The 22,828-nt window shown below is 67.5% G+C and carries 22 protein-coding genes and 4 pseudogenes; 12 read left to right on the top strand and 14 right to left on the bottom strand.

Features of this window, described 5'->3' with window-relative positions; all coding sequences use genetic code 11:
* Positions 1-100: 100 nt before the first annotated feature.
* Positions 101-1,360, top strand: a complete 1,260-nt coding sequence (locus OG504_RS00675; RefSeq protein WP_405987865.1) for a cutinase family protein — start codon at positions 101-103, stop codon at positions 1,358-1,360.
* A gap of 1,244 nt (positions 1,361-2,604) precedes the next feature.
* On the opposite strand, the gene OG504_RS00680 is transcribed toward OG504_RS00675, so the two are convergent.
* The 4 genes from OG504_RS00680 to OG504_RS00695 all read right to left on the bottom strand — a co-directional run bounded on the left by OG504_RS00680 (position 2,605) and on the right by OG504_RS00695 (position 6,513).
* The gene (locus OG504_RS00680) at positions 2,605-2,976 is read right to left on the bottom strand and encodes a fic family toxin-antitoxin system, toxin component (protein ID WP_405987866.1); all 372 of its coding nucleotides are present in this window, start codon (positions 2,974-2,976) and stop codon (positions 2,605-2,607) included.
* A complete protein-coding gene (locus OG504_RS00685) occupies positions 2,973-3,230 on the bottom strand; it encodes a hypothetical protein (protein WP_405987867.1) in 258 nt (85 codons plus the stop codon). The genes OG504_RS00680 and OG504_RS00685 overlap by 4 nt, the downstream gene beginning before the upstream one ends.
* A gap of 263 nt (positions 3,231-3,493) precedes the next feature.
* Positions 3,494-3,646 carry a hypothetical protein gene (locus OG504_RS00690; RefSeq protein ID WP_405987868.1) on the bottom strand — a complete coding sequence of 51 codons (153 nt, stop codon included), beginning with the start codon at positions 3,644-3,646 and terminating at the stop codon, positions 3,494-3,496.
* Positions 3,647-3,702: 56 nt separating this feature from the next.
* Positions 3,703-6,513: a toll/interleukin-1 receptor domain-containing protein gene (locus tag OG504_RS00695; protein WP_405987869.1), complete on the bottom strand. Its 2,811-nt coding sequence runs from the start codon at positions 6,511-6,513 to the stop codon at positions 3,703-3,705.
* A 336-nt stretch (positions 6,514-6,849) separates the two neighbouring features.
* Here OG504_RS00695 and OG504_RS00700 point away from each other — a divergent pair.
* The 3 pseudogenes from OG504_RS00700 to OG504_RS00710 all read left to right on the top strand — a co-directional run.
* Positions 6,850-7,214: pseudogene (locus OG504_RS00700) on the top strand (transposase family protein); the annotation flags it as partial.
* A 116-nt stretch (positions 7,215-7,330) separates the two neighbouring features.
* Positions 7,331-7,687, top strand: a pseudogene (locus OG504_RS00705) (transposase); the annotation flags it as partial.
* Between the two features lie 16 nt (positions 7,688-7,703).
* Positions 7,704-7,925 (top strand): annotated as a pseudogene (locus OG504_RS00710) (IS5/IS1182 family transposase); the annotation flags it as partial.
* 744 nt (positions 7,926-8,669) lie between these two features.
* Here OG504_RS00710 and OG504_RS00715 read toward each other — a convergent pair.
* From OG504_RS00715 to OG504_RS00725, 3 genes are all read right to left on the bottom strand, one after another.
* A complete protein-coding gene (locus tag OG504_RS00715) occupies positions 8,670-9,098 on the bottom strand; it encodes a DUF4240 domain-containing protein (RefSeq protein WP_405987870.1) in 429 nt (142 codons plus the stop codon).
* A 176-nt stretch (positions 9,099-9,274) separates the two neighbouring features.
* Complete coding sequence (locus OG504_RS00720; protein ID WP_405987871.1) at positions 9,275-9,940, bottom strand: helix-turn-helix domain-containing protein; 666 nt, start codon at positions 9,938-9,940, stop codon at positions 9,275-9,277.
* A 495-nt stretch (positions 9,941-10,435) separates the two neighbouring features.
* A complete protein-coding gene (locus OG504_RS00725; protein WP_405987872.1) occupies positions 10,436-10,582 on the bottom strand; it encodes a transposase family protein in 147 nt (48 codons plus the stop codon).
* A gap of 181 nt (positions 10,583-10,763) precedes the next feature.
* Here OG504_RS00725 and OG504_RS00730 point away from each other — a divergent pair, with 181 nt between their 5' ends.
* Both OG504_RS00730 and OG504_RS00735 read left to right on the top strand, forming a co-directional pair.
* The gene (locus tag OG504_RS00730; RefSeq protein ID WP_405987873.1) at positions 10,764-11,150 is read left to right on the top strand and encodes a hypothetical protein; all 387 of its coding nucleotides are present in this window, start codon (positions 10,764-10,766) and stop codon (positions 11,148-11,150) included.
* 126 nt (positions 11,151-11,276) lie between these two features.
* Positions 11,277-11,918, top strand: coding sequence for a hypothetical protein (locus OG504_RS00735; protein WP_405987874.1), 642 nt, complete (start codon positions 11,277-11,279; stop codon positions 11,916-11,918).
* Here OG504_RS00735 and OG504_RS00740 read toward each other — a convergent pair.
* Positions 11,915-12,166 (bottom strand): annotated as a pseudogene (locus OG504_RS00740) (hypothetical protein); the annotation flags it as partial. The gene OG504_RS00735 and the pseudogene OG504_RS00740 sit on opposite strands and share 4 nt — an antisense overlap.
* 214 nt (positions 12,167-12,380) lie before the next feature.
* Positions 12,381-13,340, bottom strand: coding sequence for a hypothetical protein (locus tag OG504_RS00745; protein WP_405987875.1), 960 nt, complete (start codon positions 13,338-13,340; stop codon positions 12,381-12,383).
* 1,160 nt (positions 13,341-14,500) lie between these two features.
* Here OG504_RS00745 and OG504_RS00750 point away from each other — a divergent pair.
* Positions 14,501-14,722 carry a TfuA-like protein gene (locus OG504_RS00750; RefSeq protein ID WP_405996227.1) on the top strand — a complete coding sequence of 74 codons (222 nt, stop codon included), beginning with the start codon at positions 14,501-14,503 and terminating at the stop codon, positions 14,720-14,722.
* 12 nt (positions 14,723-14,734) lie between these two features.
* On the opposite strand, the gene OG504_RS00755 is transcribed toward OG504_RS00750, so the two are convergent.
* Positions 14,735-15,544: a hypothetical protein gene (locus tag OG504_RS00755; protein ID WP_405987876.1), complete on the bottom strand. Its 810-nt coding sequence runs from the start codon at positions 15,542-15,544 to the stop codon at positions 14,735-14,737.
* 303 nt (positions 15,545-15,847) lie between these two features.
* Here OG504_RS00755 and OG504_RS00760 point away from each other — a divergent pair, with 303 nt between their 5' ends.
* The 3 genes from OG504_RS00760 to OG504_RS00770 all read left to right on the top strand — a co-directional run bounded on the left by OG504_RS00760 (position 15,848) and on the right by OG504_RS00770 (position 17,573).
* On the top strand, positions 15,848-16,351 hold the full coding sequence (locus OG504_RS00760; RefSeq protein ID WP_405987877.1) for a GNAT family N-acetyltransferase: 504 nt from the start codon (positions 15,848-15,850) through the stop codon (positions 16,349-16,351).
* Between the two features lie 176 nt (positions 16,352-16,527).
* The gene (locus OG504_RS00765) at positions 16,528-16,743 is read left to right on the top strand and encodes a hypothetical protein (protein ID WP_405987878.1); all 216 of its coding nucleotides are present in this window, start codon (positions 16,528-16,530) and stop codon (positions 16,741-16,743) included.
* Positions 16,740-17,573 (top strand): helix-turn-helix transcriptional regulator, encoded by an 834-nt coding sequence (locus OG504_RS00770; protein WP_405987879.1) that lies wholly within the window; start codon positions 16,740-16,742, stop codon positions 17,571-17,573. The genes OG504_RS00765 and OG504_RS00770 overlap by 4 nt, the downstream gene beginning before the upstream one ends.
* Positions 17,574-17,576: 3 nt before the next feature.
* Here OG504_RS00770 and OG504_RS00775 read toward each other — a convergent pair whose 3' ends face one another.
* Positions 17,577-18,263, bottom strand: coding sequence for an SDR family oxidoreductase (locus OG504_RS00775; protein ID WP_405987880.1), 687 nt, complete (start codon positions 18,261-18,263; stop codon positions 17,577-17,579).
* Between the two features lie 342 nt (positions 18,264-18,605).
* On the opposite strand from OG504_RS00775, the gene OG504_RS00780 reads away from it, so the two are divergent.
* On the top strand, positions 18,606-19,016 hold the full coding sequence (locus OG504_RS00780; protein WP_405987881.1) for a DUF4259 domain-containing protein: 411 nt from the start codon (positions 18,606-18,608) through the stop codon (positions 19,014-19,016).
* A 57-nt stretch (positions 19,017-19,073) separates the two neighbouring features.
* Positions 19,074-20,627, top strand: coding sequence for an ISL3 family transposase (locus OG504_RS00785; RefSeq protein ID WP_405987882.1), 1,554 nt, complete (start codon positions 19,074-19,076; stop codon positions 20,625-20,627).
* 175 nt (positions 20,628-20,802) lie between these two features.
* Here OG504_RS00785 and OG504_RS00790 read toward each other — a convergent pair whose 3' ends face one another.
* From OG504_RS00790 to OG504_RS00800, 3 genes are all read right to left on the bottom strand, one after another.
* Entirely contained in the window at positions 20,803-21,144 is a 342-nt protein-coding gene (locus tag OG504_RS00790; RefSeq protein WP_405987883.1) for an SRPBCC family protein, read from the bottom strand.
* A 117-nt stretch (positions 21,145-21,261) separates the two neighbouring features.
* The gene (locus OG504_RS00795; protein ID WP_405987884.1) at positions 21,262-21,873 is read right to left on the bottom strand and encodes a WHG domain-containing protein; all 612 of its coding nucleotides are present in this window, start codon (positions 21,871-21,873) and stop codon (positions 21,262-21,264) included.
* Positions 21,866-22,702, bottom strand: coding sequence for an alpha/beta fold hydrolase (locus OG504_RS00800; protein ID WP_405987885.1), 837 nt, complete (start codon positions 22,700-22,702; stop codon positions 21,866-21,868). Before OG504_RS00800 ends, OG504_RS00795 begins: the two co-directional genes overlap by 8 nt.
* Positions 22,703-22,828: the final 126 nt, after the last annotated feature.

The raw sequence follows: 22,828 nt of genomic DNA on the forward strand, positions 1-22,828 counted from the left end.
AGGCTGCGGAGGACGTTTCGATGGTGTTCGAAAGGGTGGCTGGTATCCACGGGCGACACCTACGGTGTGAAGCAAATTCGATAGCTTTACGGGGGAATGCATGACGACCGAGGCGGTTTTAAACCAAAACAGCAGACGGGACCAAGGGGGCAGACGGCGTCTGTGGGCACTCGTCCTGGCCCTTCTGTCCGCCTCCGCGCTGGCCATGAACCTGGGCAGCGCGCCGGCGGCACACGCCGACTACCCGGGCCCGAACCCGCCGCAGGCGCCCGCGGACTGCGCCAAACCGTGGGTGATCCTTTCCGCGTACGGGACAGGCGAGAGCACGGACGACGGGCACCCCAACGGCACTGTGGGCGTCAACAGCACCTACATCACGGCCCTGAAAAACTCACTGTCCAGGGCCGGTGTCGCAGACGGCGACATCGCCGTGCGGAATCTGTACTACCCGGCGTCCGCGCTGGACTGGCCCTGGGCATACGGCCCTGACGACTACTGGACCTCCATGGGCAAAGGCCGGGACAAACTCGTCGAGGAGATTGCCTTCTACGCCTCCTGCCCGAACCGCCCGACCCTGATCCTGCTCGGCTACTCGCAGGGCGCCCAGGTGATCAAAAACGGCATCGCGCAGGACGCGGTCAAGGGGAACAAAACCAATTCCGACGAGGTCGGCGCCATTGTCAACATCGGTGACGCCTCGCGCTACAACGGCCAGATCGGGATGGGGCAGAACGGGCAGATGCTCACCCTCAACCCCGACTACTCGGACGGCGCAGCCGAGGTGGCGCGCGGAGGGCTGATGCAGCGTCTGGCCGTGCCCGACGTGTTCGCGGGATTCCTCGGCGACGGACGGTACTTCGACGTGTGCCGGACCGACGACGCGGTCTGCAACGAGCAGGCCTATCCGGGCTCCGACGAGTGGCTGGACCGCTGGGCGGGAGACTTCGGCGACAGCGCGATCGGGAGCAACGCCCCGCACGTGATGTACCGGAACAACGGCCTGGACCAGAGCCCCGAGGACAGGACGAAGGCCACGGCTGTGGCAGCCCGGGTGGCCGACCGGGCGGTCAGCGCGGCAGTGGCGCAGCGCAACGTGGTGCATCCGCCGCCGGACACCCCCGAGCACGTGTGGGCCACCAACGTCAATGTCCGCGCCGAGCCGACAACGGAGTCCGGCATCGTCACCGTGATCCCGGCGCCGACCACCGTGTATGTGCGGTGCCAGAAGCACGGACAGTCGGTGACCTACGGCGGCATCACCAACGACGCCTGGTCGTACCTGCCGCAGCAACAGGGCTGGATCAGCAACATCTTCCTGTCCGGGCCGGCCTGGATGCCCGGCGTGCCGGAGTGCCACTGAGTCGCACACCGGTAACCGCCGGCGCCGGTCCCCGCCACGGAGTGCGGCGGGGACCGGCACATCGAACGCACCGAAGGGCAGCGAAGGGCAGCGGGCGCCTGAAGAACCTGCCAGCGGGAAGTTGCCTTACCAGAGCTGTGGTGGAGGGCGTCCTCGCCAGGCCCGCCGGCAAGGAGGACAAGGCGATGATCGCCGTCAACCCCACCCTCCCTCCCGACGCAGTGGTCCTCCTGGCCGCCGACTCGGATCCGGAGACACGTGGCCGGATCGCGCACCGCGCAGACCTCGGACCCGCCGAGTGCCGCGCACTCGTCGCCGATCCGGACCCGGACGTGCGCACGCAGGTCGCGTACCGCGCGGACCTGGGACCGGCCGAACGTCGCACTCTCATGACGGATCCCCACCCCGACGTCCGGCTGGCCGCGTCCCTCAACCCCGCACTAGCGAGGAGGAACGGGCCCAGATCGACTACCAGGTCCCCATGGACCATCCCTTCGTCTTCCACCCTGCGCCCGAGGTGCCCCGGGATCCCAAGACCGTCCGCCGAAACGCACTCTCCAACCACCCACTGCTGCGCCGGCAGGGAGCCAGGGACCACCTGCTGCCACCGGACCTGGTCGCACGCCTGGCCGCCGACGACGACCTCGGCGTACGCGTCCTGCCGGCTCAGAACCATCCAGACGCCTCCACGCCACTTCTGCTGCGCAGCTTCCTCGAGTACACCGGCCCCGAGCGCAGCCACCTCACCACCCGGCCGAACTTCCCGACCAACGGAATGGCTGCCTTCGCCGACCACGAGGACCCCGAGGTCCGGGCCTTGACCGCACGCGACCCCGAAACTGAGCCGACAGCCGTGGAGCGGCTCACCCGCGACCCGGAATATGCCGTGAGGGCTACGGCCACGCGCCACCCGAATCTTCCGCAGTCCCGGCCGGCAGTACTCCTCGACGACGAGAAGTTGGCCCACGATGCGGCTGCGACCGCGGCGCTGGACCTGGACACGATCCGCCGACTCTTGAAGACGGACGGCCCACGGGTAAGGCCGCCGCGTAAGGGAAGCTCCTGGTTGACTCCTGCGCTCTGCGAAGAACGAGTCGTGAAACACCGACGCAACGAGGCTTCACTCCGCCGGTGTTCCGAAACCGCATGCCGCTCACGGAGAGGGACGATCGCAGGCGCTGCCCATGTGGGAGTGTCGATCGTTTCGTGGCAGGCAACGCCGCGAAGAAGGTTAAAACTCAAGCTCAGGGTTTCCAGGTGCGCAGGAAGGAGGCGATCCGGTCGGCGGTACAGCGCGGATTGTTCAACTCCTGGGCGAGCGCGGTGAGTTGTTCGCGGGTGGGGTTGACGGGGATGTTGCTGGCCTCGAGGTACATGACGGCGACGGCACAGGCGATGGTGAGGTTAGAGCGCTCCAGCCAGCGGCAGCGGCCCAGGGTGTGCACCAGGGCGGCGGCGCGGGCGTAAGGGCCGTTGTAGACGGGGGTGTCGAGGAGTTCCCCGCGATGGCGGGCGACGGCGGCGATGGGCACGCCGTAGTCGTCCGGGGCAGGATCGCGGTGCCCGGTCCGTTCCGCCACTTCGAGGATCCAGGATTCGTCGACGTGCAGGATCACGCGGCAGCGCCCGACTGCGGATCGGCGTACGGGGCGTCGAGCTGCTCTTCCAGATCGTCGAGGAAGCCACCGTGCTCATCAATGAGCCGCTGGGCAGCCGTCATACCGGCGGCGCGGGCACCGGTGGTGTCCTCGACGATGAGCCGCTCCACGTACTTGTTGAAGTCCAGTCGGCGGGCGCGCGCGGCAGCCTTGCCGGCCTCCAGCACGTTCTCTTCCAGCCTGACCTGCGTCTGCTTCTTCTCGGACGTCACACGCGCATGGTAGCAGGGTGGTAGCAGCTGGTACGGGTGTCGCACCTCGAAACCGGGATCCACAGCACGGCGTACCCCTCCGCCTCGACTGCTGCGGCAACGATTCGACGAGGCGATCGAGGACATGGTCGACGACATCCGGCATAGGCCGGGAACGGGAGATCGCTGAAAGCTACGAGAACGGGGCCGCGCTCTGCAGGGTGGTGTGTCGGCCGTGACCTGAGCGCGCGGGCCGCCGACGTGTATCGCCGGGGCCCGTGCGATCAGCTCCGCGACGCCAGGGCCCTCTGGAGGGCGGACACGTCGCGGGTGAAGGGCCGGCGCTCGACCGCCGGCGCTTCGAGGGTGAACACCAAGCAAGGGAGTACGGCGACGGCGCCGGTCACAGCGGTGTTGCAGCGGATCGCGTCAGCCATGGCCGTCTCCCCTCTGCAGAAGGGGGTTGGAAAAGGCTCAATGCCGTCGGCCGTTGTTACTCTGCTCCGCGCGGCGGGAGCAGCGGAGGGGTGCCGATCAAGGGCTCGACCTCATACGGCTGCCGGGTGAGGTAGCGCAGGAGTTTCTCCACGCCAGTGTCGTCGATCGGGTCGACGGTGTAGTACGTGACTGTGTGGCCGCCCAGATAGTTGGGCAGGTCCTCGCGGGAGCCGTCGGGGAGGACGACACGCAGGATGCGGCGGTACCAGGTGGCCGGACAGGCGTAGACCTCGCTTCTGATGCCACGCGTCTCCCAGATCACGCCCTCTCCGGCACCGAGGACCTCGGTGCCTTCCGCACGGCGCTTGTAGGCGGGCGACGCGATCACCAGGACGTAGTCCGCAGCGCTGAACTCGCCCTGCATCCACAGCGCCCAGTCTTGCGGCTCCTCCGCCGCCGAGAGGTCCAGCCGTGCATCGACACCCCGTGCGCGCAGCAGCAGCCAGAGCGCCCGTACACGCTCGGCATGGACACCGCCGTCGTCCTCGTGTGCGTAGGAGATGAACACCCGGGGCGGGGCGCTCAGTCCGAAATAGCTCAGTACCACGGTCGGTGTCACCTTCTCTTCCGGCAGGAGCTGGGGGCGGCACGGTGCGTCGGACGGGCGGGCGTGTTTCAAGACCAAGGCCAGTTCCTCGGGTCGCAGAGCCGCGAGGAGGTCTACCGCACGCTTATCCTGTACGGCACGTGACACCTTCTCCTCGGCCGTCGCACCGGGAAACGGGGCCAGGGCCTCGGCCGTCCTCGCTGGGGTCATCACCGCGGTGATGACTTCCGCCAGCCGGGCTTCAGGTGTCCATCTGGCGGCTTCCTTTCGCGCCCCCTGCCACGCGGCCAGCACCTCACCAGTGTCGTCCCGGGTCTGCCGTACGGCGTCCCGGAGTATCGCGTTGGCGCCGGTAGGCATGTCACCCGTGTACGAACCGATGGTGGCCTGGAGTAGGTCGGGCGGGGTCCTGAGCGGAATCACACGGGGATCGTTCACATAGGGGTAGACCAGGCCGCGAACGGCCTCGTCGTACTCGTCCAGCGCAGCGCCGAGGCGTTCAGCGACTGCCAGATCATCCTTGAGCGCCGAAATGTCTACGGATCCATTGAAGACGGTCTCGGAATTCTTCTGCATCTCGGCCTGGAATTCCGCACGGACCCGTTCGAGATAGTCGGCTGTGTCCCGTGCGAATGACGCGCGGCTCTCGGGAACTGTCTCCGTTCGGCGGGCGTCCTCTAGCAGCATTCGTGAGATGGCGTTCCGATGCTGGAAATAGACCTCGTCGGATACGGTGAAGCGGTTGCTGGAACTCTCGCTTCGGTCGCGCGTGGCGGCGGCCAGTCTGGTGGATGAGGCGAGGAACTGCCGGAGGCTGTTCTCGTCGCGCTGACCGCTGGGGAGCAGGCATTCGTGCAGCAGCGCGGGAGGGGTCCACTGAAGAAGCCAGCTAGGAGATTTGCGCTGGAACTTGCGCACACTGCCGACCACATGATCGCGGAGTTTCTCTGTAGCTGTGAGCCACGCGGGTTCGGAAGGTGCCACTCCGTAGTGGCGTGCGAGGTGTGTGCGCACGATTTCCGCGGTGTCTTCTGCCCTCGCCGAGAGAGGGCAGTGCCCGAGCGCCGTCCAGAAAGCGGCGTAGTCCCTCTTCTCCTGCTCGGCGTCCGACTCGTCTGCCCGCTGTTGGGGCCGCTGGAATGCGCGCCACGCACGGCGCAGGCGAAGGAACTGGTGCGGAGAGAAAGGGGAACCGCTGATGTCCCGCCACCACATGAAGAGTTCGACATCTGGTGGAACGGGCGGTGGACTGGCCCGAAAGACGGCGGAGGCCGCCTCTATCGCCTGCCGAGAGTCGGGAGAGAGCCCGGCTGGTTTTCGACGGCTCAGCCGGCCGACGAGAACGGAGATCTCGTACAGGTCCGTAGTGCGCTGAAGAGCGCGGGCGATCTCGGAGAGTTTCTGTCCAGTCTCCTCCCGAGATTCGAGCTCTCTGCCTCGCTGTTGCAGGTTGTGGAGCTCTCCGCCGATCCGCCACTGACTGCTGGACCGGAGGGGGAGCATCTGGACGGTCCGGAGGGCTTCGGCCGGGCGCTCTCGTGCGATCCGGGCGCACTCCGCGAGCGTACTTAGACTGAGCCAGTCGCTCTTGCGTTGCGCAGGCTCGCTCTGGATGGACCGCAGGGAACGATGTGCCTGCGCGGCCAGCCGCTGTATCTGTTGCTCGACCGAGGACCAGCGCGTCAGGTCGAAATGGTTGGTCTCGTAGAACGAGTCGATCCAGCCCCGGACGCGGGAGTAAGCCTCGGCGGCAGTCAGGTCCCCGATCGGCAGGATGTGGTACTGCGGGGCTCCGAGGTCGGTGAACATGAGCAGACAGGGCACATGGCGTCCGATGCCCAGGATCTGTGCGAACCCGACCGAGGCCTCGGCTCCCGGGATCGCCAACTCCGAGAATTCATAGTCGTCCCTGAGGTGCCTGTGGACATCCTGCGCGCGTGTGAAGGGCGTGAGCGCGCCAGGGCGCAGCTCCCGCCAGGGGTCTCCCTCCCAGTCGAGCGGCTGATACCGACGGCGACGGGGCGAACTCCGCAGAGCGCGCTCCAGCAGATCGAGGAATGACCGCCTCGACGACCGTCCGTAGGCCCGGGCCTCCTGGAAGCGATACATCTCCCGCTCCGGGATCTCAGAGAAGAAGACGAACCGGACCCGGTGGGCGGTCGCGATGCTGAGGTCCACTCCATAGTGCAGCAGGAACTCCCTGGACACCTCGCCGCTGTCGCCGAGGAACAGGATGGTCCAGCTGAATCCGTCGTTCAAGGAGCGATGACTATTGTCCTGCCTGAAGGCGTAACGGAAGACCTCGTTTGCCGAGCGAGCACGAAACCCCATTCACTCACTGTAGATCGCAGGTGACGGATCCGTGATACGGATAGGTGTATTCCCCAGGGCATGAGTTGAAGCTGGGCATGCGCAATCAGCCTGGTTCACACGCATCACGCACTTCGCGGGTGTGGCGTCGGGCAGGTGGGTCCCGGTCGCAGATAGGGGTGAAGCCCCTGGTAGGACAGGGTCTCTGTCACAAGATCGTCTGCTGAACCAGAGGCTTCACGTTGGTCACCTATGTTGCCACGCTCGACGTCCCGCGCCACGCCATGGAGTACCTGCGCGGCGGGTTTCGGGATCGGTACCACCACCGTCTACCGGTACGTCATCGACGCCGTCGAGGTCCTGGCCGCCCTCGCCCCCACGCTCGCCGAAGCAGTACGGACCGCGTCCATGAAGGCGTATCTGATCCTGGACGGAACGCTGCCGCCGATCGACCGGATCGCCGCCGACCGTCCCTTCTGCTCGGGCAAACACAAGAAGCACGGCATGAACGTGCAGGTCATAGCCGACCCGAAGGGACGTCTCATCTGGGCTTCACCCGCCCTGGCCGGAGCCGTCCACGACGCCGGGCCGCGCGCGAGTACGGCATCATCGACGCTCTCGCCGAGGCCGGCATCAACTGCTGGGCGGACAGTGATGATGGGTGATGGCGTCACCGATAGATCTGTCCCTTGGGCTGACTGACCGGAATCTCGTGTCCTTGCCTTGATCCGTCGGTCTGTCGGTGACGCCGTCGCACGTGGCCGGCGTGGGCACCGAGACCGCCGGCCAGCTCTTGGTCACGGCCGGCGACAACCCCGAACGCCTGCGCACAGAGGCCGCGTTCGCCGCTCTGTGCGGCGCCGCTCCAGTTCCGGCTTCCTCCGGACGCACCGACCGACACCGACTCAGCCGAGGCGGGGACCGCCAGGCCAACCGCGCCCTCCACATGATCGCGGTGGTCCGGATGCGCTATTGCCCCCGCACGCGCGCCTACGTTGCACGCCGCACCCAACAGGGACTGACCAAGAAGGACATCATCCGTTGCCTCAAGCGCTTCATCGCCCGCGAGGTCTACCACGCCCTCACTCGCACACACCCCGGCAGCACTACCTCAGCGACTTGACTTCTATAGGAGCATCAAGGGCTACCAGGGCGCGGGCGGCACGGTCCGCCTCCCTTACCGCGGCCGATGGGACAGCCTCTCCGCCGGTCAGCAGGCCGTCAACCGGTCCCATGCGAAGGTCCGGGCACTGGTCGAACAAGCCATCGCCACCCTCAAGTCCTAGCGGCTCCTACGCAAGCTCCGCTGCTCGACGACCAGAATCACCAGCCTCACCCTCGATCTGACCAGCTCAAACTGAGGATGGAAAAGGCTCAGTAACAGTATTCGATCTTCGGCAGCCCACCCGCCCGGCACCCCGAAGCCCGCCCAACCGCCAGAGACCATGCAGCCCCCGCGACGCATCCAGTTACCCCATCGACGCATTTTTCACCGCCGTGGACCCTCCCGAGGCGAACCCCCTCAGCCCCTGAACGCCGCTGTCCTCCCGGCCCGCGGCCGGCAGCCCTGGGGCTGATTCGGGCTCGCGACGTTCGCCACCCTGAGCGCAAGGCCAGACAAACGTCCTTGGCGAGCAGCAGGCGCTATGGCGGTCATGCCGCAGCTGCTGAGCCAGCCGATCCGAAGACGTCGTCGAGGTAGTGTGCCTGCTCCGTGCGTACAAGGTGGAAAGCCCCGAGACGCCGCACCCCAAAGCCCCTGCGGATTCGCGCGCGGCTCCGCCCTCGCGCGCGAGGCACACAAGCGGCGCTCGTCCCCTCGCCCGCAGTCCGGGGCCTGTCCCACCCACTTCTCATTTCTTCCTGCTGTGGGGCGTGGACTCGGGGGCGTAGAGGGGATGTCAGCCTCCCGACCACGGCCCAACCAGGCATGGTGGCCTGCGGATTCACGGACAAGCGCGGCAGAGCATACGGACGGTTGCCGGCCGGGTTGTGGGAGGGGATACCGACCGTGGTCCACGGAGGCGTTGTCGCTTCATGACCGTGGTCCGGCCTTCGTGGTCGGCGATCCGGTCGGGGCCGGCTGCTGCTGTGATCGGCGGTGTTCAGACTGCCCACCCGCCGGTGTTCGAGTACGACTCGTAGGAGTACCGAGTGCGGCGGTCCCATTCCTCGCCGGTGATGCGTTCGTAGGCGTGGTCTGGCGTGTAGAGCAGGCTCTCGGCCCAGATGAGGTCGGTGGCGAACGGTGCGAAGGCCCTCGGATCCTGGAGTACGCCTTCGAACGCTTCACGGCCGGCGGCGACGACTGCGCAGCGTGTGTAGAGGAATGCGTCACCGGACAGGCCCTGTCCGAGTTCCTTGCGGTCCAAGCGGTAAAGGGCCCAGGACAGTTGCTCGGCGAAGCCGGTGACGACGAACACCGGGGACTGAGCAAGGTGCTCTGTCAGCGCGACTGCCAGTTGTTCGGAATCAGGGTCCGGCCCGGTGGGTCTGCATTCCTCGATGAGCTGCCAGAAGGCGTCTTCGTTCATGCCTGCAGCATGACGCAGGCGTCTGACACTCCGCCGACGTGGTCACCAGTTCGCTGCCGCTGTGAGGAGGACCCGCTTGCGGAGCAGAGGGAGCTTGGCGCGGCCGGACATCTGACGTTTGATCATCTTGATGTGGTTGACCCGGCCTTCGACGGGGCCGGAGTTCCAGTGGGTGGTCAGTCCCTGGAGGACGGCGTCCCAGTCCTTCTCCAGCCGTGCGCAAAGCTGTGGAGTCCGGGGAGGTCCTCGGTCTGGGCGGCGAGGATCCAGTCCTTGAGGTGCTGGCCGGAGCGGGCGGTGAGGATTTCGACGGAGGACCGGACGAGCTGTTCGGCAGCGGCCACTTCGGGGCAGCGGGCGAGGATGCCGGCGAACAGCTCCCGCTCCTCGTCCCGCAGGCGGTCGGGGTGGCGCATCATCCAACTGGTGACATGGCGGACGCCCGGCGGCGCCGGTCCGACGACGCGGATGCGCCGTCGGCGGCGGGGCCGCAGGTAGTCGCTGATGATCTGGTAGCTGCCCTGATAGCCAAGCTCCTTGAGCTCGGCGTGCAGGTCAAGCTGGCTGGGCCGGGGCTGGTGACGGCCGTTGAGCATCTGCTCGGGTGTTTCGACTCGGGCGACCCGGCGGACGGTATTGCGGCCCATGTGCAGTTCCCGGGCGATCTCCTGGATGCCGTGTCCCTGGTCAAGGAGGGCGTGGACGATCGCGTGGCGTTCACGCTGTCGGGCCTCGATGGGCGATATCGCCTTCGTCGTGTTCTCCGGCTCGGCGAAGGAGATGTTCACGATGCCGTTCGCGTCGGCGTCCGGCGGTTTGAGGCAGGCGTTGTACCGGCGCACGCAGCGTTCCACCGCTGTGCCGAGGTTCTGCAGCAGGTGGAAGGGGTCTGCGACCTGGACCGCGTGGGGTGCTCCGGAGCGGGCGCCGTCGGCTTAGGACCCGGCCCATCCCGGCAGATGACCTCCGAGCCGGGATGGGCCAGCAGCCAGGCGGCCAGCGTCCCGGCCGGGCAGCAGGTCCAGGGGCTGACCAGTCTCGCAGTCGATGATGACGGTGCCATAGTGCTGCCCGCGGCGTGTAGCGAAGTCGTCCACCCCCAGCATCTTCGGCACAGCCCGAACGGGATCGGGCACGGCCATCACCAGCCGGAGCAACGCCATCCGGCTCACGACACTGTGCAGGGCCTTCGCGAAACGAGCCCCGGAACGGCCGGCGAGAGCCACGGCCACCGCCTCCGGCACCCTGCGGAAAGCCGGAGTCCGCCTGCCGTACCGCACGGTGAGTCCATCGACCTGCCCGACGAACGTACGGCGCGGACAACCAGCTTTCTCGCATTACAACCGCCGGACGGACAGATCGATCCGTACCGCCTGATCACCCACCGGGCCATCGGCAAGGTGCCGTTCGTAGATGCTGTGTATCCGCTCGGACGGCGTCGCGCAGCCGGGACAACTCACGACGACGTTCCGGGTTCTGGCCACAACGTGGACCGCACCGTCCGCCGGACGACGGCGTCCACCAGCACGGTGCCGAGGTACGGGAACAGCACGCTGACGAGCTCGTCACACCGCACCACCGTCCCAGACGACGCTACGTCACTGCCCTTGAATCCTGGTGATCGGCCTCACGGAATGTGTGCCTGATCCCAAAACTGACCTACCAATGGAGCCGGTTGTCACTGACGAAGCCACCGCCCCGCTGGCCCTGCCCGCGGCACCGCCCGTCCTGCGACTGACCGCCCTGGCCCTGGCCCTGGCCGCACACACCGCCAACACCGAACACAGCACCGACCTGGACGCCCTCGCCCGCCTGTGTGGGCACTCCCCGCAGCAGACCGGAGAACTCCTCGACCGGCTGGTGACAACAGGCGCCCTGACGACCTGGCACCACAACCGGGAGACCGACGAGGCAGTCTGGCAACTGCCCCAGTCCCTGCGCACGAACCCGCCCTGCGGCAGCGCCGCAAAGGCACCGGACAGCGAGGCCCTGACCTCCATGTCGAACAGCGGACGCCATTTGAGGGGAACAACTGGTTCCGCCTGTCCGTAGTATCTCTACGCCAAGGCATTTTGCGGCAGTCACAGCGCCCGCACCGCCGGTACGGCACAGAGAGCGCCACCCGGTTCGAGACCGCCCGCGTCGATCACCGCCGCACAACGAGGAAAGGCCAGCACGATGCCCGAGAGCACAACTGTCACCACGGGACTGACATCCCAGTACATCGCCCAGGTCGCCGGCGACCTCGAAAGCAACCTCAAAGAGCAGGAACGTATCGGCGCGGAAATCGCCGCCCTGCAGCAACAGCTGACCGCCCTGCAGCAGGACCACAGCGTGCTGGTCAACATGCAGCAGGCGCTCGGCGTCACCCGCCAACCGGATGAGCCGTCAACCGCGGCCGAGAGCGCCGCAGCGCCCGCTTCCCAGCAGAAGACCGAGGCCGCACCGGCCAGCAAGCAAAGGGCACGGAAGACCACAGCCGTGCGGGAAACGACGGCCAAGAAGCCAACCACACCCATGGCCGGCACGACAGCGCCCCGACCCACGTTGGTGGAACTCATCCGCCGCCACCTCATCGAACAGAACGAGCCACGCTCCGCCGCGGAAATCTCCACCGCGCTCGGCAACGCTCACCCCGAACGTGGCATCAAGACCAAGGTCGTACGCGTCACCCTCGAAGGACTCGTGGCCAGGAGCCAGGCCCAGCGCACCAAGCAGGGAGCCTCGGTCTACTACACCTCTCCCGACGCACCGGAGCCGACAACTGCGCCCCAGGCCGAGGAGAAGCCCGAAGACACCGACCGAGGCGCCGATGCCTAGTCAACTGCTCTGCGCCGTGTCTCAACCAGCCCGAAGCGACTGAGCGCAGTCGTCCAGTCGGTGACAATCGCCTGCTCTGCGGCGGCGAGGGTGACGGTGCCCTTGCAGACCGCGGTGTGCAGCTTCGTCTCCACCGGATCCTTCGCGTTGTTGACCCCGGAACCCTTCCTGTGGCCGGGGTCGGCGGGCTCCACCCACAGGTTGCGGTAGTTATTGGGATCCCCGCCCAACTGCAGGCTGATCAGGTGACATCCGGGGTTGTTCGTTCATGACGGTGACGCTGCTGACGATCGGCTCCGCCCGGCGCCGAGGCAGCCGCCGGCACCCTGGTCCGCCGCCTCACTCAGCAACTCGCCACCGAGCGCCGCAAACACCGAGAAGAAGTCGCCCAGTTGCCAGCCGCCCACGCCGCGGCCCACAGTGAGCTCCTCGCGCTTCGACGACAGCCCCAGAGCAGATCTGTTAGTTAGCCATGAGGTCGTTCTCGACGGCGGGGGTGATGCGGGTGAGCCACAACTCCGCCTCGTCCAATCCCAGGACCCGGTCAAGGCTGAGGGTGGGGGTCATATTCTGGAAGACCCGGCCGACACCCATGCCAAAGTCTCCGTTCGGTGGGTGCAGTACCAGCACGCGGGTGCCATCGAGCGGCTTGATGTCGGCGGGCACCCCTTCCGGGTAGACGTAGGCGCCATGACCGTCGAAAAGGCGGAAACGGCGGAGCGCCGGATTATCGGGGCCCAGGTACGGGTCGGCATCCGTCGCTGCCTCGACCCACGAGCGGTCGGGGCGCACCCCTGCAACCATGCCTTGGCCGGAGTCGCCGATGAGCCGGTCCGCAAGCAGGGTGTGCAGCTGAAAGTTGTCCCCGACACCGCTCATCGTGAGGGCATACCCCCTACGCGCACGGGGGTTGAGGACGACCAGGGGCTCGTCGTCCAGGACCGCAGCCAAGTCTCTGACCCAGGCAGCGCGCTGCGACCGGTCGGCGACCGCTGCGGCATACTCCCGCAGCTCGGCCTTGACCTCAGCGGGCACCGCCGCCCGGAAGGGACCGCGCCCCAAGACGGTGATCAGCGCCTTGAGCCAGTCCTCCATGTCGAACCAGGACATGGCGATCCGGGTCATGTCCTCTTCGTCTGGACGACCTTTCGGTCTGGCCAGGGTGACAAGAGCCTGCACCAGCTGCTTCGTACTGGCGCTCACCTGCTCCGGCAGCGGCTGCCCGGGAGCCGCTTCGGCCCAGCACCGAGGGAACAGATCGTTGAGCATCATCGCGTCCGCCGCGCGCTGTGGCAGTACGTTGGCCAGCGCCATTGGTGAACCGCCCCACTCGACGCACGCCCCCGCCAGGACGGCCGTCTTGGCGAAGTCGCCCGCCAAACCCGGCAACCACGGCGCAAGGGCCTCGACCGTAGCGGTCAAACCCGCAGGACCTCCCGCACGCGCGGTGTCTCCCAACCGCGACAGAGCCCGCCGGTAGCCACGAGTCGAACCAGACCTCATCTGCGCGACGAGCTCGTCAACGAGCTGGGATATCTCCGAAGGCACGGCGGCACGCTAGCAGGGCCACGACCCTCACTTCACGGCTGGTGCCCGAGCTGGGAACTCCGGGGTCATCTGCGCGCCGGGCGCTTGTCAGCGACATGCCGCTGGCGCTGTCAACAGGAGATACGACTCGCTACACAGTCACGACGCCAGACAGGAGGTTGTCGTACCCGGCATCCCCCATACGGCCGGTGAAACCGTAGGAGGCGGCGTTCAGCCTCTTCTCCCCTGCCCGTGACCGACGTGGAGGGCCGGATGCCGAAGGTGTAGCCGCCCGCGCGGCAGATCGTCGACTTCAGATTCGCCTGCGCGACCGCCGCGGAGACCGCTCCCGGCGGGCACCTCGGGTCCTCGATCGGCTCACCCTTGAGATATCGGTAGTGGCAGGAGCCCGCGGCCGGCTGCTGCAGCGTGTACGTCATCTGCGGACCCGCCCCGACCTTCACCCGCCCCGAACTTCCGCCCTGGGCACCCGTGCCTGCCGGACCAGCAGCTGGGCTCCCGCTTGTTGTCGCGCCAGAACTGACGAGCGACGTGAGCGAGCAACCCGCGAGCACCAGACAAGTGAACAACACGGACGACGCGGCGCAGCGGGTGGAGCGCATGATGACCCTTCGCGGTCAGGCGGAAGCTGAGCAGATGCTGCCCTACCCGTCTGCCGCACTACCGGGCGCGGCAGGGCGTGCAGGCGCACAGATGTCGCACCACTGGTGCCGTCGGCGTACAGCGAGAGAACTTCACCCGCCTATGCGGGATGGCTTCGTATCCAAGTGCGCATGAACATCTCGCCGGGGTGTCGGCGATGGAAGGGGTCACGAAGAACGCCATGGCCGCTCAGTCTGGTGCATGGAATCCATGGCCTTCCCGTCCTCCAACTCGCCGAGCCTGGGCCGCACCGGGAGGCCGGGGCCGAATCGAGCCTCACAGGCACTAAAACCAGGCTGTTCACGCTGCCCGAGTGTGCGGCGAGCCATTGTTGGCGATCGACGACTCGATCAGCCCACCACTCGGGCGTCGAGGTGTTCGGCGCCGCGAGCATGGGCGCGCTGCACGCCGCCGAGCTGGCCCCGTACGGCATGGTCGGCATCGGGCGCGTCCTCCGGGGCTTCCGCGACGGTTTCCTGGATGCCGAACACGAGGTCGCCGTCCTCCAGGGCCCCGATGACCGGGCCTTCACTCAGGCGCTGGTGAACCTGCGCTTCACTTGGGCAGTCGGCGTTCGAGTTGGCCATGTAGGCAGCAGGGAACCAGGAAGCTGACCCATGGGGGGCTCAGGAAGCCGGAGCGCCCATCGGCTCCTCCGGGGGTCGCTCGGTGGCCTGCCTCGTCAGCTCGGCCCGGAGGTCGTCCGGGGTGAGCGCCAGCAGTTCGCCGATCGACCGGTTCCATTCGTCGGCCGCCTGCTCCACCTCGGACCGGAAGCCTCGCCGCACCGGGCGCCCCGCCACCATCAGGGCGACAGCGACGACCGGCCGCAACAGCCACCGCCCACGCACGGTGACTGCGACGTCCACCTGCCACCGTCCGCCGTCCGCCCGCCGCGGCCACAGATACAGATGCGCCTTGCCCAACCGGTGCTTCAGCCGTGCCGTCGCCGGGGCACGCGCCGCAGGCAGAGCCCCGGGCGCGAGGTCGGTCGCCGCCCACCATGCGGCCAGGTCGAGCCGCGCCTTTCCCGACCCCCGGCGCAGCGCCCCCGATCCCTCGGGGCCCCGCACCTGTCCTTCGACCTCCAGCAGCCGCGGCCGGTCGGGGGTGCGCAGTCGCAGAGCCGTCCGCACCGTCACATCGTCCGAGACCAGTAGCTGTTCCACGGCGATCGCGCTGCGGCGCTGCCACTCACGTACGAGCACAGCCACCTGATCCGTGGCGCCGGCCTCCGCGAGCTCGTACCGCGCGCCGGGCCGCAAATGCCGCCCCTTGACCAGTCGTACGTCCGCGACCGGCCGCCCGTCTTCCAGGACGATCTGTTCTCCCTGGGCCCGGGTGGATTCGGCGAAATCGAAGATCAGCTTGGTGAGCTCCTGGAGCCGGTCGGGTTCCAGGGCGAGGACGGATACGGAGTGTCGGAGAACGGTCATGTGGCCCTCCCCCAGGAGGCCGGACAAACCGGCCGTACTGTTGACCGCCTTTGCCATGCGCTCACTGTTCCCACCCTGAGTCGGTCCCACGCGCTCTGTCAGGTGTACACGCAGCCCCTGGTGCGCGTCTGCATTCAGCACAGCAAGTCAGAAGCCGTTGCCATACCGATCATGGAGTCTGTCGATCGAACGGGAGTCTCGCTCGGGTACTCACGGGCACTGCCCGGCATGAGAGCAGGGCCTGGCGGTGTACGGGGAAAATCCTGGGGAGCGGACGGCCGCGCGCTGCTACGGTCGGGCGCTATGAGCTGGCTCCCCGATGGCTTCGTCCATCCCGTCCTGGTACCGCTGCCGGGCAGTGGTCATCACCTGCGGCCGATCCGGGAGGCGGACACCCCGCTCGACTATCCGGCTGTGATGGGTTCACGCGAGCGGCTGTGGACCATCTTCGGCCCAGCCTGGGGCTGGCCCGCGGCCACCATGACCTACGAGGCCGACCAGGCCGACCTGTTGCGGCACGAGAAGGAGATCGCCGCACATCAGTCTTTCAACTACGCGCTGTTCGACTCGGCGGAGACAGCTCTGCTCGGCTGCGTCTACATCGACCCACCGGAGAGGGCCGACGCGGACGGCGAGATCTCCTGGTGGGTGGTGGACGAGCTGGTGGGCAGCAAGGTCGAGCAGGCCCTCGACGAGCTGGTACCGCAGTGGATCGCCGCCGACTGGCCGTTCGAGCAGCCGCGCTTCCTCGGCCGCGAGATCTCCTGGTCGGACTGGCTCGCCATGCCGGAGCACCCCGGCGCGTAAGCAGCTTTGTCGTTCCGATCTTGAGGCGCCTGCGTCGAACGGGAGTCTCGATCGGGTGATCGAAGCTGGCCACGAACACGAGTTCGTGCGGGTGTAGACAGTTGTGGACTGGCTGGGCCAGGGCCGGGAAGGTCGGTTGGCCTGGAGTCTGTGGTGACCGAGCGGCTGGAGGCGCCATGTTCCTGCAGATGAAGGCATGCGCAAGAACACTCGCATGCACTGAAGAACAGGCTTTGGCGGCGATTTCCCAGCCGTCCTCCGGCCTGGGCCCCCTTCCGAAGCCTGACGCAGAGTTTTCTGGCGGCACCTGTGAGGATGGGCCGTTCATCGGGTCTCAGCGCGTCGAGGACTTCCGGGAACCCGTCGAAGCGGAAGCCGTGGTGGACAGATGACAGCGCAGGGCCGGCGGCGTGAGCTTGCCGAGTTCCTCCGCAGCCGGCGGGCGCGGCGCACGCCTGCCGACGCGGGGCTGCCAACCTTCGGGCGGCGGCGCACTCCCGGGCTGCGGCGCGAGGAAGTCGCGACGCTCGCTGGGGTGAGCATCACCTGGTACACGTGGCTGGAGCAGGCCCGCAATATCCGCGTCTCGCGCCAGATTCTCGGGAGCCTGGCCACGGCACTGGGACTTGATGAGGTCGAGCGTGCCCATCTGTTCCGGCTGGCCGATGAACCGCCTCCGGACGGGGCGCCTTCGCGCGCCGAACTGCCGGCCCAGTACGAGCTGTTGCTCACCCACCTCGACCCGAACCCGGCCTTCATCGTGAACCAGCGGTTCGACATCCTGGCCTGGAACCGCGGCTGCGAACTCCTCTACGGCGACCTGGGCGCCTTGCCCGCATCGCGGCGCAACGTCCTGTGGCTCACGTTCACCGCGCCCGAGGTGCGGGAGATGACCCGAGACTGGGAGACGGAGGCCGCGCTCACCGTCGCGCTGTTCCGCACGCAGGCGAACGAAGGCATCCTGGCGCCCGAGATCACCGGACTCATCGCGGAACTGGCCGACGCCAGCCCCGACTTCGCCCGCCTGTGGCGACGCAGGGAGCTGGCGCCGTTCGTGCCCAAGGTCCGTACGATCGACCATCCGCTGCTCGGCGAGGTCACCCTCGACTACGTGAAGCTGCACGTGGCGAACGACGACAAGACGCTGGTGTCGTATCTGCTGCCACCGGGCTCAGAAGTGGAGAGCCGATTCCTGAAACTCGTCAGGAATCCGGGTACGTGAACGTCAGGCGACGGTGAACCCGCCGTCGACCGGGAGGACCGTGCCCGTCACATAGTCGGCGCCGATGAGGTAGGAGATCGCGTTCGCCACATCGCCGGGCCGTCCGATCCGCTTGGCCGGAAGGTCCGCCGCCACGGCGGTGAACTGGGCCGCACGCTGTTCCTCCGGCAGGAACGACCACCAGGGAGTGTCGACGGCCCCGGGGGCCACGGCGTTGACCCGCACCGGAGCCAGTTCGGCGGCGAGTGGGGACACGATGCGTTCGATCGCCCCGTTGACCGCGGCAAGCGCCACGCTGCCGGGCAGGGCGGCCCTCGCGGTCGCTGCGGAGATCATCGTGACCGAGCCGGTGACGTCGGCCTTCTGGATCGCGTACAGGTAGGGGAAGAGCTTGCCGTCGAAGGCACCCCTGATGCTGGCCAGGCTCACGTCCGCGAGCGGCCCGAACCCGAGCGCGCCCGGACTGAATGCCAGCACGAGATGGTCGATGGCGCCGACCCGCTCGAAGAACTCCGCCACGTCCGTTTCCGAGGCACCGTCGATCTGTTCGGCACCGGCCACCCGGCCCTTGGCTGCCGCCAGCTTCTCGGGGTCCCGTCCGGTCACGATCACCTCGGCGCCGGCAGCCGTCAGCCTCTCGGCTGCCGCGAGGCCGATCCCGGACGTCCCACCCATGATCACAACGCGCATCGCGTGCGTCTCCGATTCCGTAGGTCTGTGTTGCGTTTGCCCCATCAGCCTCGGGAATCCGGAGACAGTGATCCAGATACGCCTGATGCTAGTGGTCCGGCCACCCCCCAGGCCGTGCCCAGGGGAGGCTCGGATCGGCATCAGTAAGACGACGTGGTCGCTACCCTGCGGCCAACCGTGACGCTCAGAGTGGGCAACTGAAGGGTTCTGACCGCTCTTCCGTGAGGCCCACGCCATCCGCGGGACACTGCCAGACGGTGGGCATCGCCGGATGCCCTGCTCCGCAGTGTCAGGGCGTGCTGAGATGCTGGCACCATCAAGTCCAGGTGGTGGGAGTGGTGCATGGGGACGTGGGGGACCGGTCCATTCGACAGCGACATGGCCGCAGACTTCGTCGATGGCCTTGCAGGGAAGTCGCCTGAGCAGGTAATTGAAGCGATGGCGAGGGCTTTCCAGCGAGTGGTGGACTCAGGTTCGCGCGTGGATGGTGGGGACGCGGCCGAAGCCGTTGCCGCTGCTGCTCTTGTCGCGGCCCAGATTCCGGGCAGTCAGGTAGTGATCGATCCTGATGACGGTCCTTCTGAGCCGTTGCCTGTCCTGCCGCTCTTGCTCCGGCCCGTGGCCGGTCGGGCACTTCGTTGTGTTCTGCAGGACGGTTCGGAGCTGGCCGCAGGCTGGGTCGAGAGCAGTGATGCCCAACAGTGGCGAACGACGGTTCAGACGATCACTCGTGCCCTGGACGTCGCCCCCTGACGGCTGGCCCTCGAAGGGCTGGACTGCAGGATCGTTCCGCCAGGGGATGACGTCGACATGAAGTTGGAATCGGTCGAAGACTTCCTCTTCCCGGGCCTGAACCTCACGGTGCGCCAGGCCGTGCTCGCGGACGACTATTTGATGATCGACGCGGCGGGCTGCGGACCCCCAGGACCATGCCCTCAGTGTCAGCATCCTGCCGCACGCGTTCACAGCCGCTACTGGCGTCACATAGCCGGGCTGCCCGTCGGTGGTCACCGGGTGATCGTCCGACTCTGCGTGCGTCGGTTCCTCTGTGATCAAAGCCAGTGCCGACGCCGGACATACGTGGAACAGGTGGCGGGCCTGACCGAGCCGCGCCTTCGTACCTCAACGGCGGCCCGGTCGGCGATGAGAGCGGTCGCCGTGGAACTCGGCGGCCGCCCGGGTCAACGCCTATGCACGAAACTGCGGATCCATGGTCGGCGGACGAACCTCCTGAGGCAGTTGGCCGCTCAGCCCGTGCCGGACCAGGCCCCACGGATCCTCGGAATCGACGAGTTCGCGTTCCGCAAGGGCCGGACTTACGGCACCGTCCTCGTCGACGTCGAGTCCTCCAGGCCGGTGGACGTGCTGCCGGATCGAGAAACTGGCACGGTCGCCGCCTGGCTCCAGGAGCATCCCGGCGCCGAGATCATCTGTCGAGACCGTCTGATGGCATTCACCAAGGCCATCAGGCAGGCCGCCCCGGACGCGCTGGAAGTGGCCGATCGTTGGCACCTCCTCCAGAACCTCTCGGCGGCCGTGGAGAAGACCTGCCGTCGGCATCGTGAGTGCCTACGGCGACCAGCCGGACCAGAGTCCAACCCACCGTTGGCCACTCCGCAGACGCCGCTCCTGGACCGGGTCCGACGACGCCACGCGGAGGTCAACGAGCTGGTCGACACCGGCCTGTCGCTCAGCGCCATCGGCCGCCGCCTGCAGTTGGACCGCAAGACGGTTCGGCGCTACCGGAACAAGGACCTGGCGGGGCTCCTCGCCTCCGCGCAGGACCGCGGGCACGGTGTCCTCGACCCGTTCATTGAGCACGTGCAGCACCGCTTCCAGACGGGCTGCACCAACTCGATGCAGCTCTATCGCGAATTGCTCGCTCTCGGCTACACCGGCGGATACCACGTTGTGAACCGCTACGTGATGGCCATCCGGGAGGGCATCGCGGTCCCTGCCCGCTCGATGACTCCCCGTCCTCGCGATATCACCTCATGGATCATGCGCCCCCAGGAGACACTTGGGCTCTCTGACGTTGCCCGGCTGGAGGCTGTTCGGAGTGCCTGCCCAGAGATCGCCTTGGCCTGCGACCTCGCGCGGGAGTTCACCGACATGCTTCGCGACCGTCGCGGCCACCTACTCCGGGATTGGATCCAGAAGGCCGAGCTGGGCGGCCCCGACGCCATTGGCATCTTCGCCGACTCCATCCGCCAAGACCTCCACGCCGTCACCGCCGGCCTCACCCTGCCCTACAGCTCCGGCATCGTGGAAGGACACGTCAACAGAATAAAAACGATCAAGCGGCAAATGTACGGTCGAGCCTCGTTCGCTTTGCTCAGAGCCCGCGTCCTCCTTGTGCCGTAGCTATCACGGAAGAGCGGTCAGAACCAACTGAAGCGCTCCTTACCTTGTTGGCGGGTTGATTCCGGTCCTTCGTACGATCGGCAGACCCAGGGGTCTGGGTGTGGCTGAAAGCGCTCATGCCGTACGTGTGGCTTTGACTGATAGGCCGTCCAGTGCTCCGCGACGACACGGCCACTCATTGGGATGAGCGAACAGAGATCGCTTCGTAAGGACACGTCGGCGTGGTCGTCTGCAGGGACCAGTCAACCGATCGACGAGGGAGGCTCGGGTGCCCGAGCTCTGGGCAGGGACGGATGCCGGCAAGGCCGCGCATCACTGCACGGTAATCGACACGGACGGATCGAAGGTGCTCTCGCCCCGAGTACCCAACAACGAGCCCGAGGCTTCCCACTCGAGCGGTTCCTTCGGCTGCGGCGAAGGTGCTCCACTCACCGTAGGCGGCGAAGTCGGTGAGGACGTCCCACACCGCTTGCGGGGTGGCGTCGATGTCGATGACCGCGGTGAGGACCGGCTTCATGATGGTTTCCACTTCTGGCTGGTGCGGGAGGACAGGGGCGGGGGTTCGGCGAGCGGGTGGTCCACCGGCGGTGGCCGGTGGGGCCGGGGAACGGCGTGGGGCGCGGTCCACGGCGGGTCAGAGCGTCCCGCCCGGCGCGGCCCTACGGGAGGGGGTGCTGGTGGCCGTGGTCTCCCGCAGGCCGTGGTCGATGAAGTCGATCATCCAGGTGAAGCTGTCGTCGATGTCGGTGGCGAACCGGAACCCGCCGGCTGCTTCGAGGGACGCGTATCCGTGCAGGACGGTGCGCAGCATCCGCAGCGCGTGGATCTGCTGGTCGGGGTCGATCCGGTAGCCGTGCAGCATGGCCGCCCAGGAGTCGACCACCCGGTTGAGGGCGTCGATGAGGGGGTCGTCGGGTCCGGTCGGGCGGGCGGCGTTGGCTGCGGCGTACCGGCCGTGGTGGTCCTTGACGAACGTCCGCATCGCCTGTGCGCCGCCAGCCAGGGCTTCGGTGCCGGACCGGCCCTGGATGGCGTCGCGGATGGCGTCGGCGCACTGGTTCATGGCCAGGATGGCGATCCGGTGGGCGAGGTCGGTCTGGCCGCTGACGTGCTTGTACAGCGAGGGGGTCCTGACCCCGAGCCGTTCGGCGACCAGGCTCATGCCGAGCTGGTCGAACCCGACCTCGTCGGCCAGGGCGGCGGCGGCTTCGGTGACCGCCGCGGCGGTGAGTCCGGCCCTAGGCACGGCCGGCCGCCTTGGCCAGGAACGGCAGGGCCAGCGCGAGGACCTGGTCGGGGGTCTGGGCGTGCGGGTAGTGGCCGGCGCCGTCGATCACCGCGAGCTCGCCGAGGCCGGCGGGCAGGTCGGCGATGATCTTCGCCCCTTCGCCGCGGGGGTCGGCCCAGTCGGGGTCCAGGCTGCCTTCGACGATCAGGACCGGGCAGGTGACGTGGGCGAGCTGGGCGCCGGCGTCGGTGGGCTTGGACTTGCACATGTCCTGCAGGGCCTTCATCCGGCCGGGCTCACTCAACGTGGCCTCGATGCGGGCCAGTTCGCTGTCCCAGTCGGCGGGCTTGGCCGGGTAGGCCACGTCGAGGTACTTCTTCCAGTCCGCCAGGCGTCCCCGGACGATGACCAGCGCCATCCGCGTGTACCCGGTCCGGAAGCGCTTGACCCGGATCAGCCCGCCCAGGTCGACCGGCTGCGCACGGGTGAACGGAGCCAGCTCGATCACTCCGCTGATCACGTCGGGCGCGGTGGCGGCCGCGATGGTCGCTGCGCCGCCGCTGATCGACTGCCCGATGATCACGGCCGGGCCGCCGAGGTGACGCACGACGGCGACCAGATCTCCGGCGATGTCGGTGCGGCTGTAACCGTCCCAGCCGAGGCTGGACTCACCGCACCCGCGGATGTCGACGTTCGCGACCCGGTATCCGGCGGCCACCAGGCCGGGAACGAGGAAGCGGTAGGAGTGCCGGCTGTCGCCGATACCGTGCGCCAGCACGACCAGGGGACCCTCCCCGGTCACGTCGAAGGCGACGGTGTTCTTGCCGATTCTCAGGTGCTCGGTCATGCCGTCCTCCACCAAAATGGCTAACGTGATTAGCCATAGACTAGTCACGTTAGCCGTGAGGGTCAACGCCGCACCCAGCCTCGCTCGGTCGGGGGCCGAGCCCAGAGCAATGGGCTGCCGCACGGC

This window comes from Streptomyces sp. NBC_00986 (assembly GCF_045162565.1).
Taxonomy (GTDB): Bacteria; Actinomycetota; Actinomycetes; order Streptomycetales; family Streptomycetaceae; genus Streptomyces.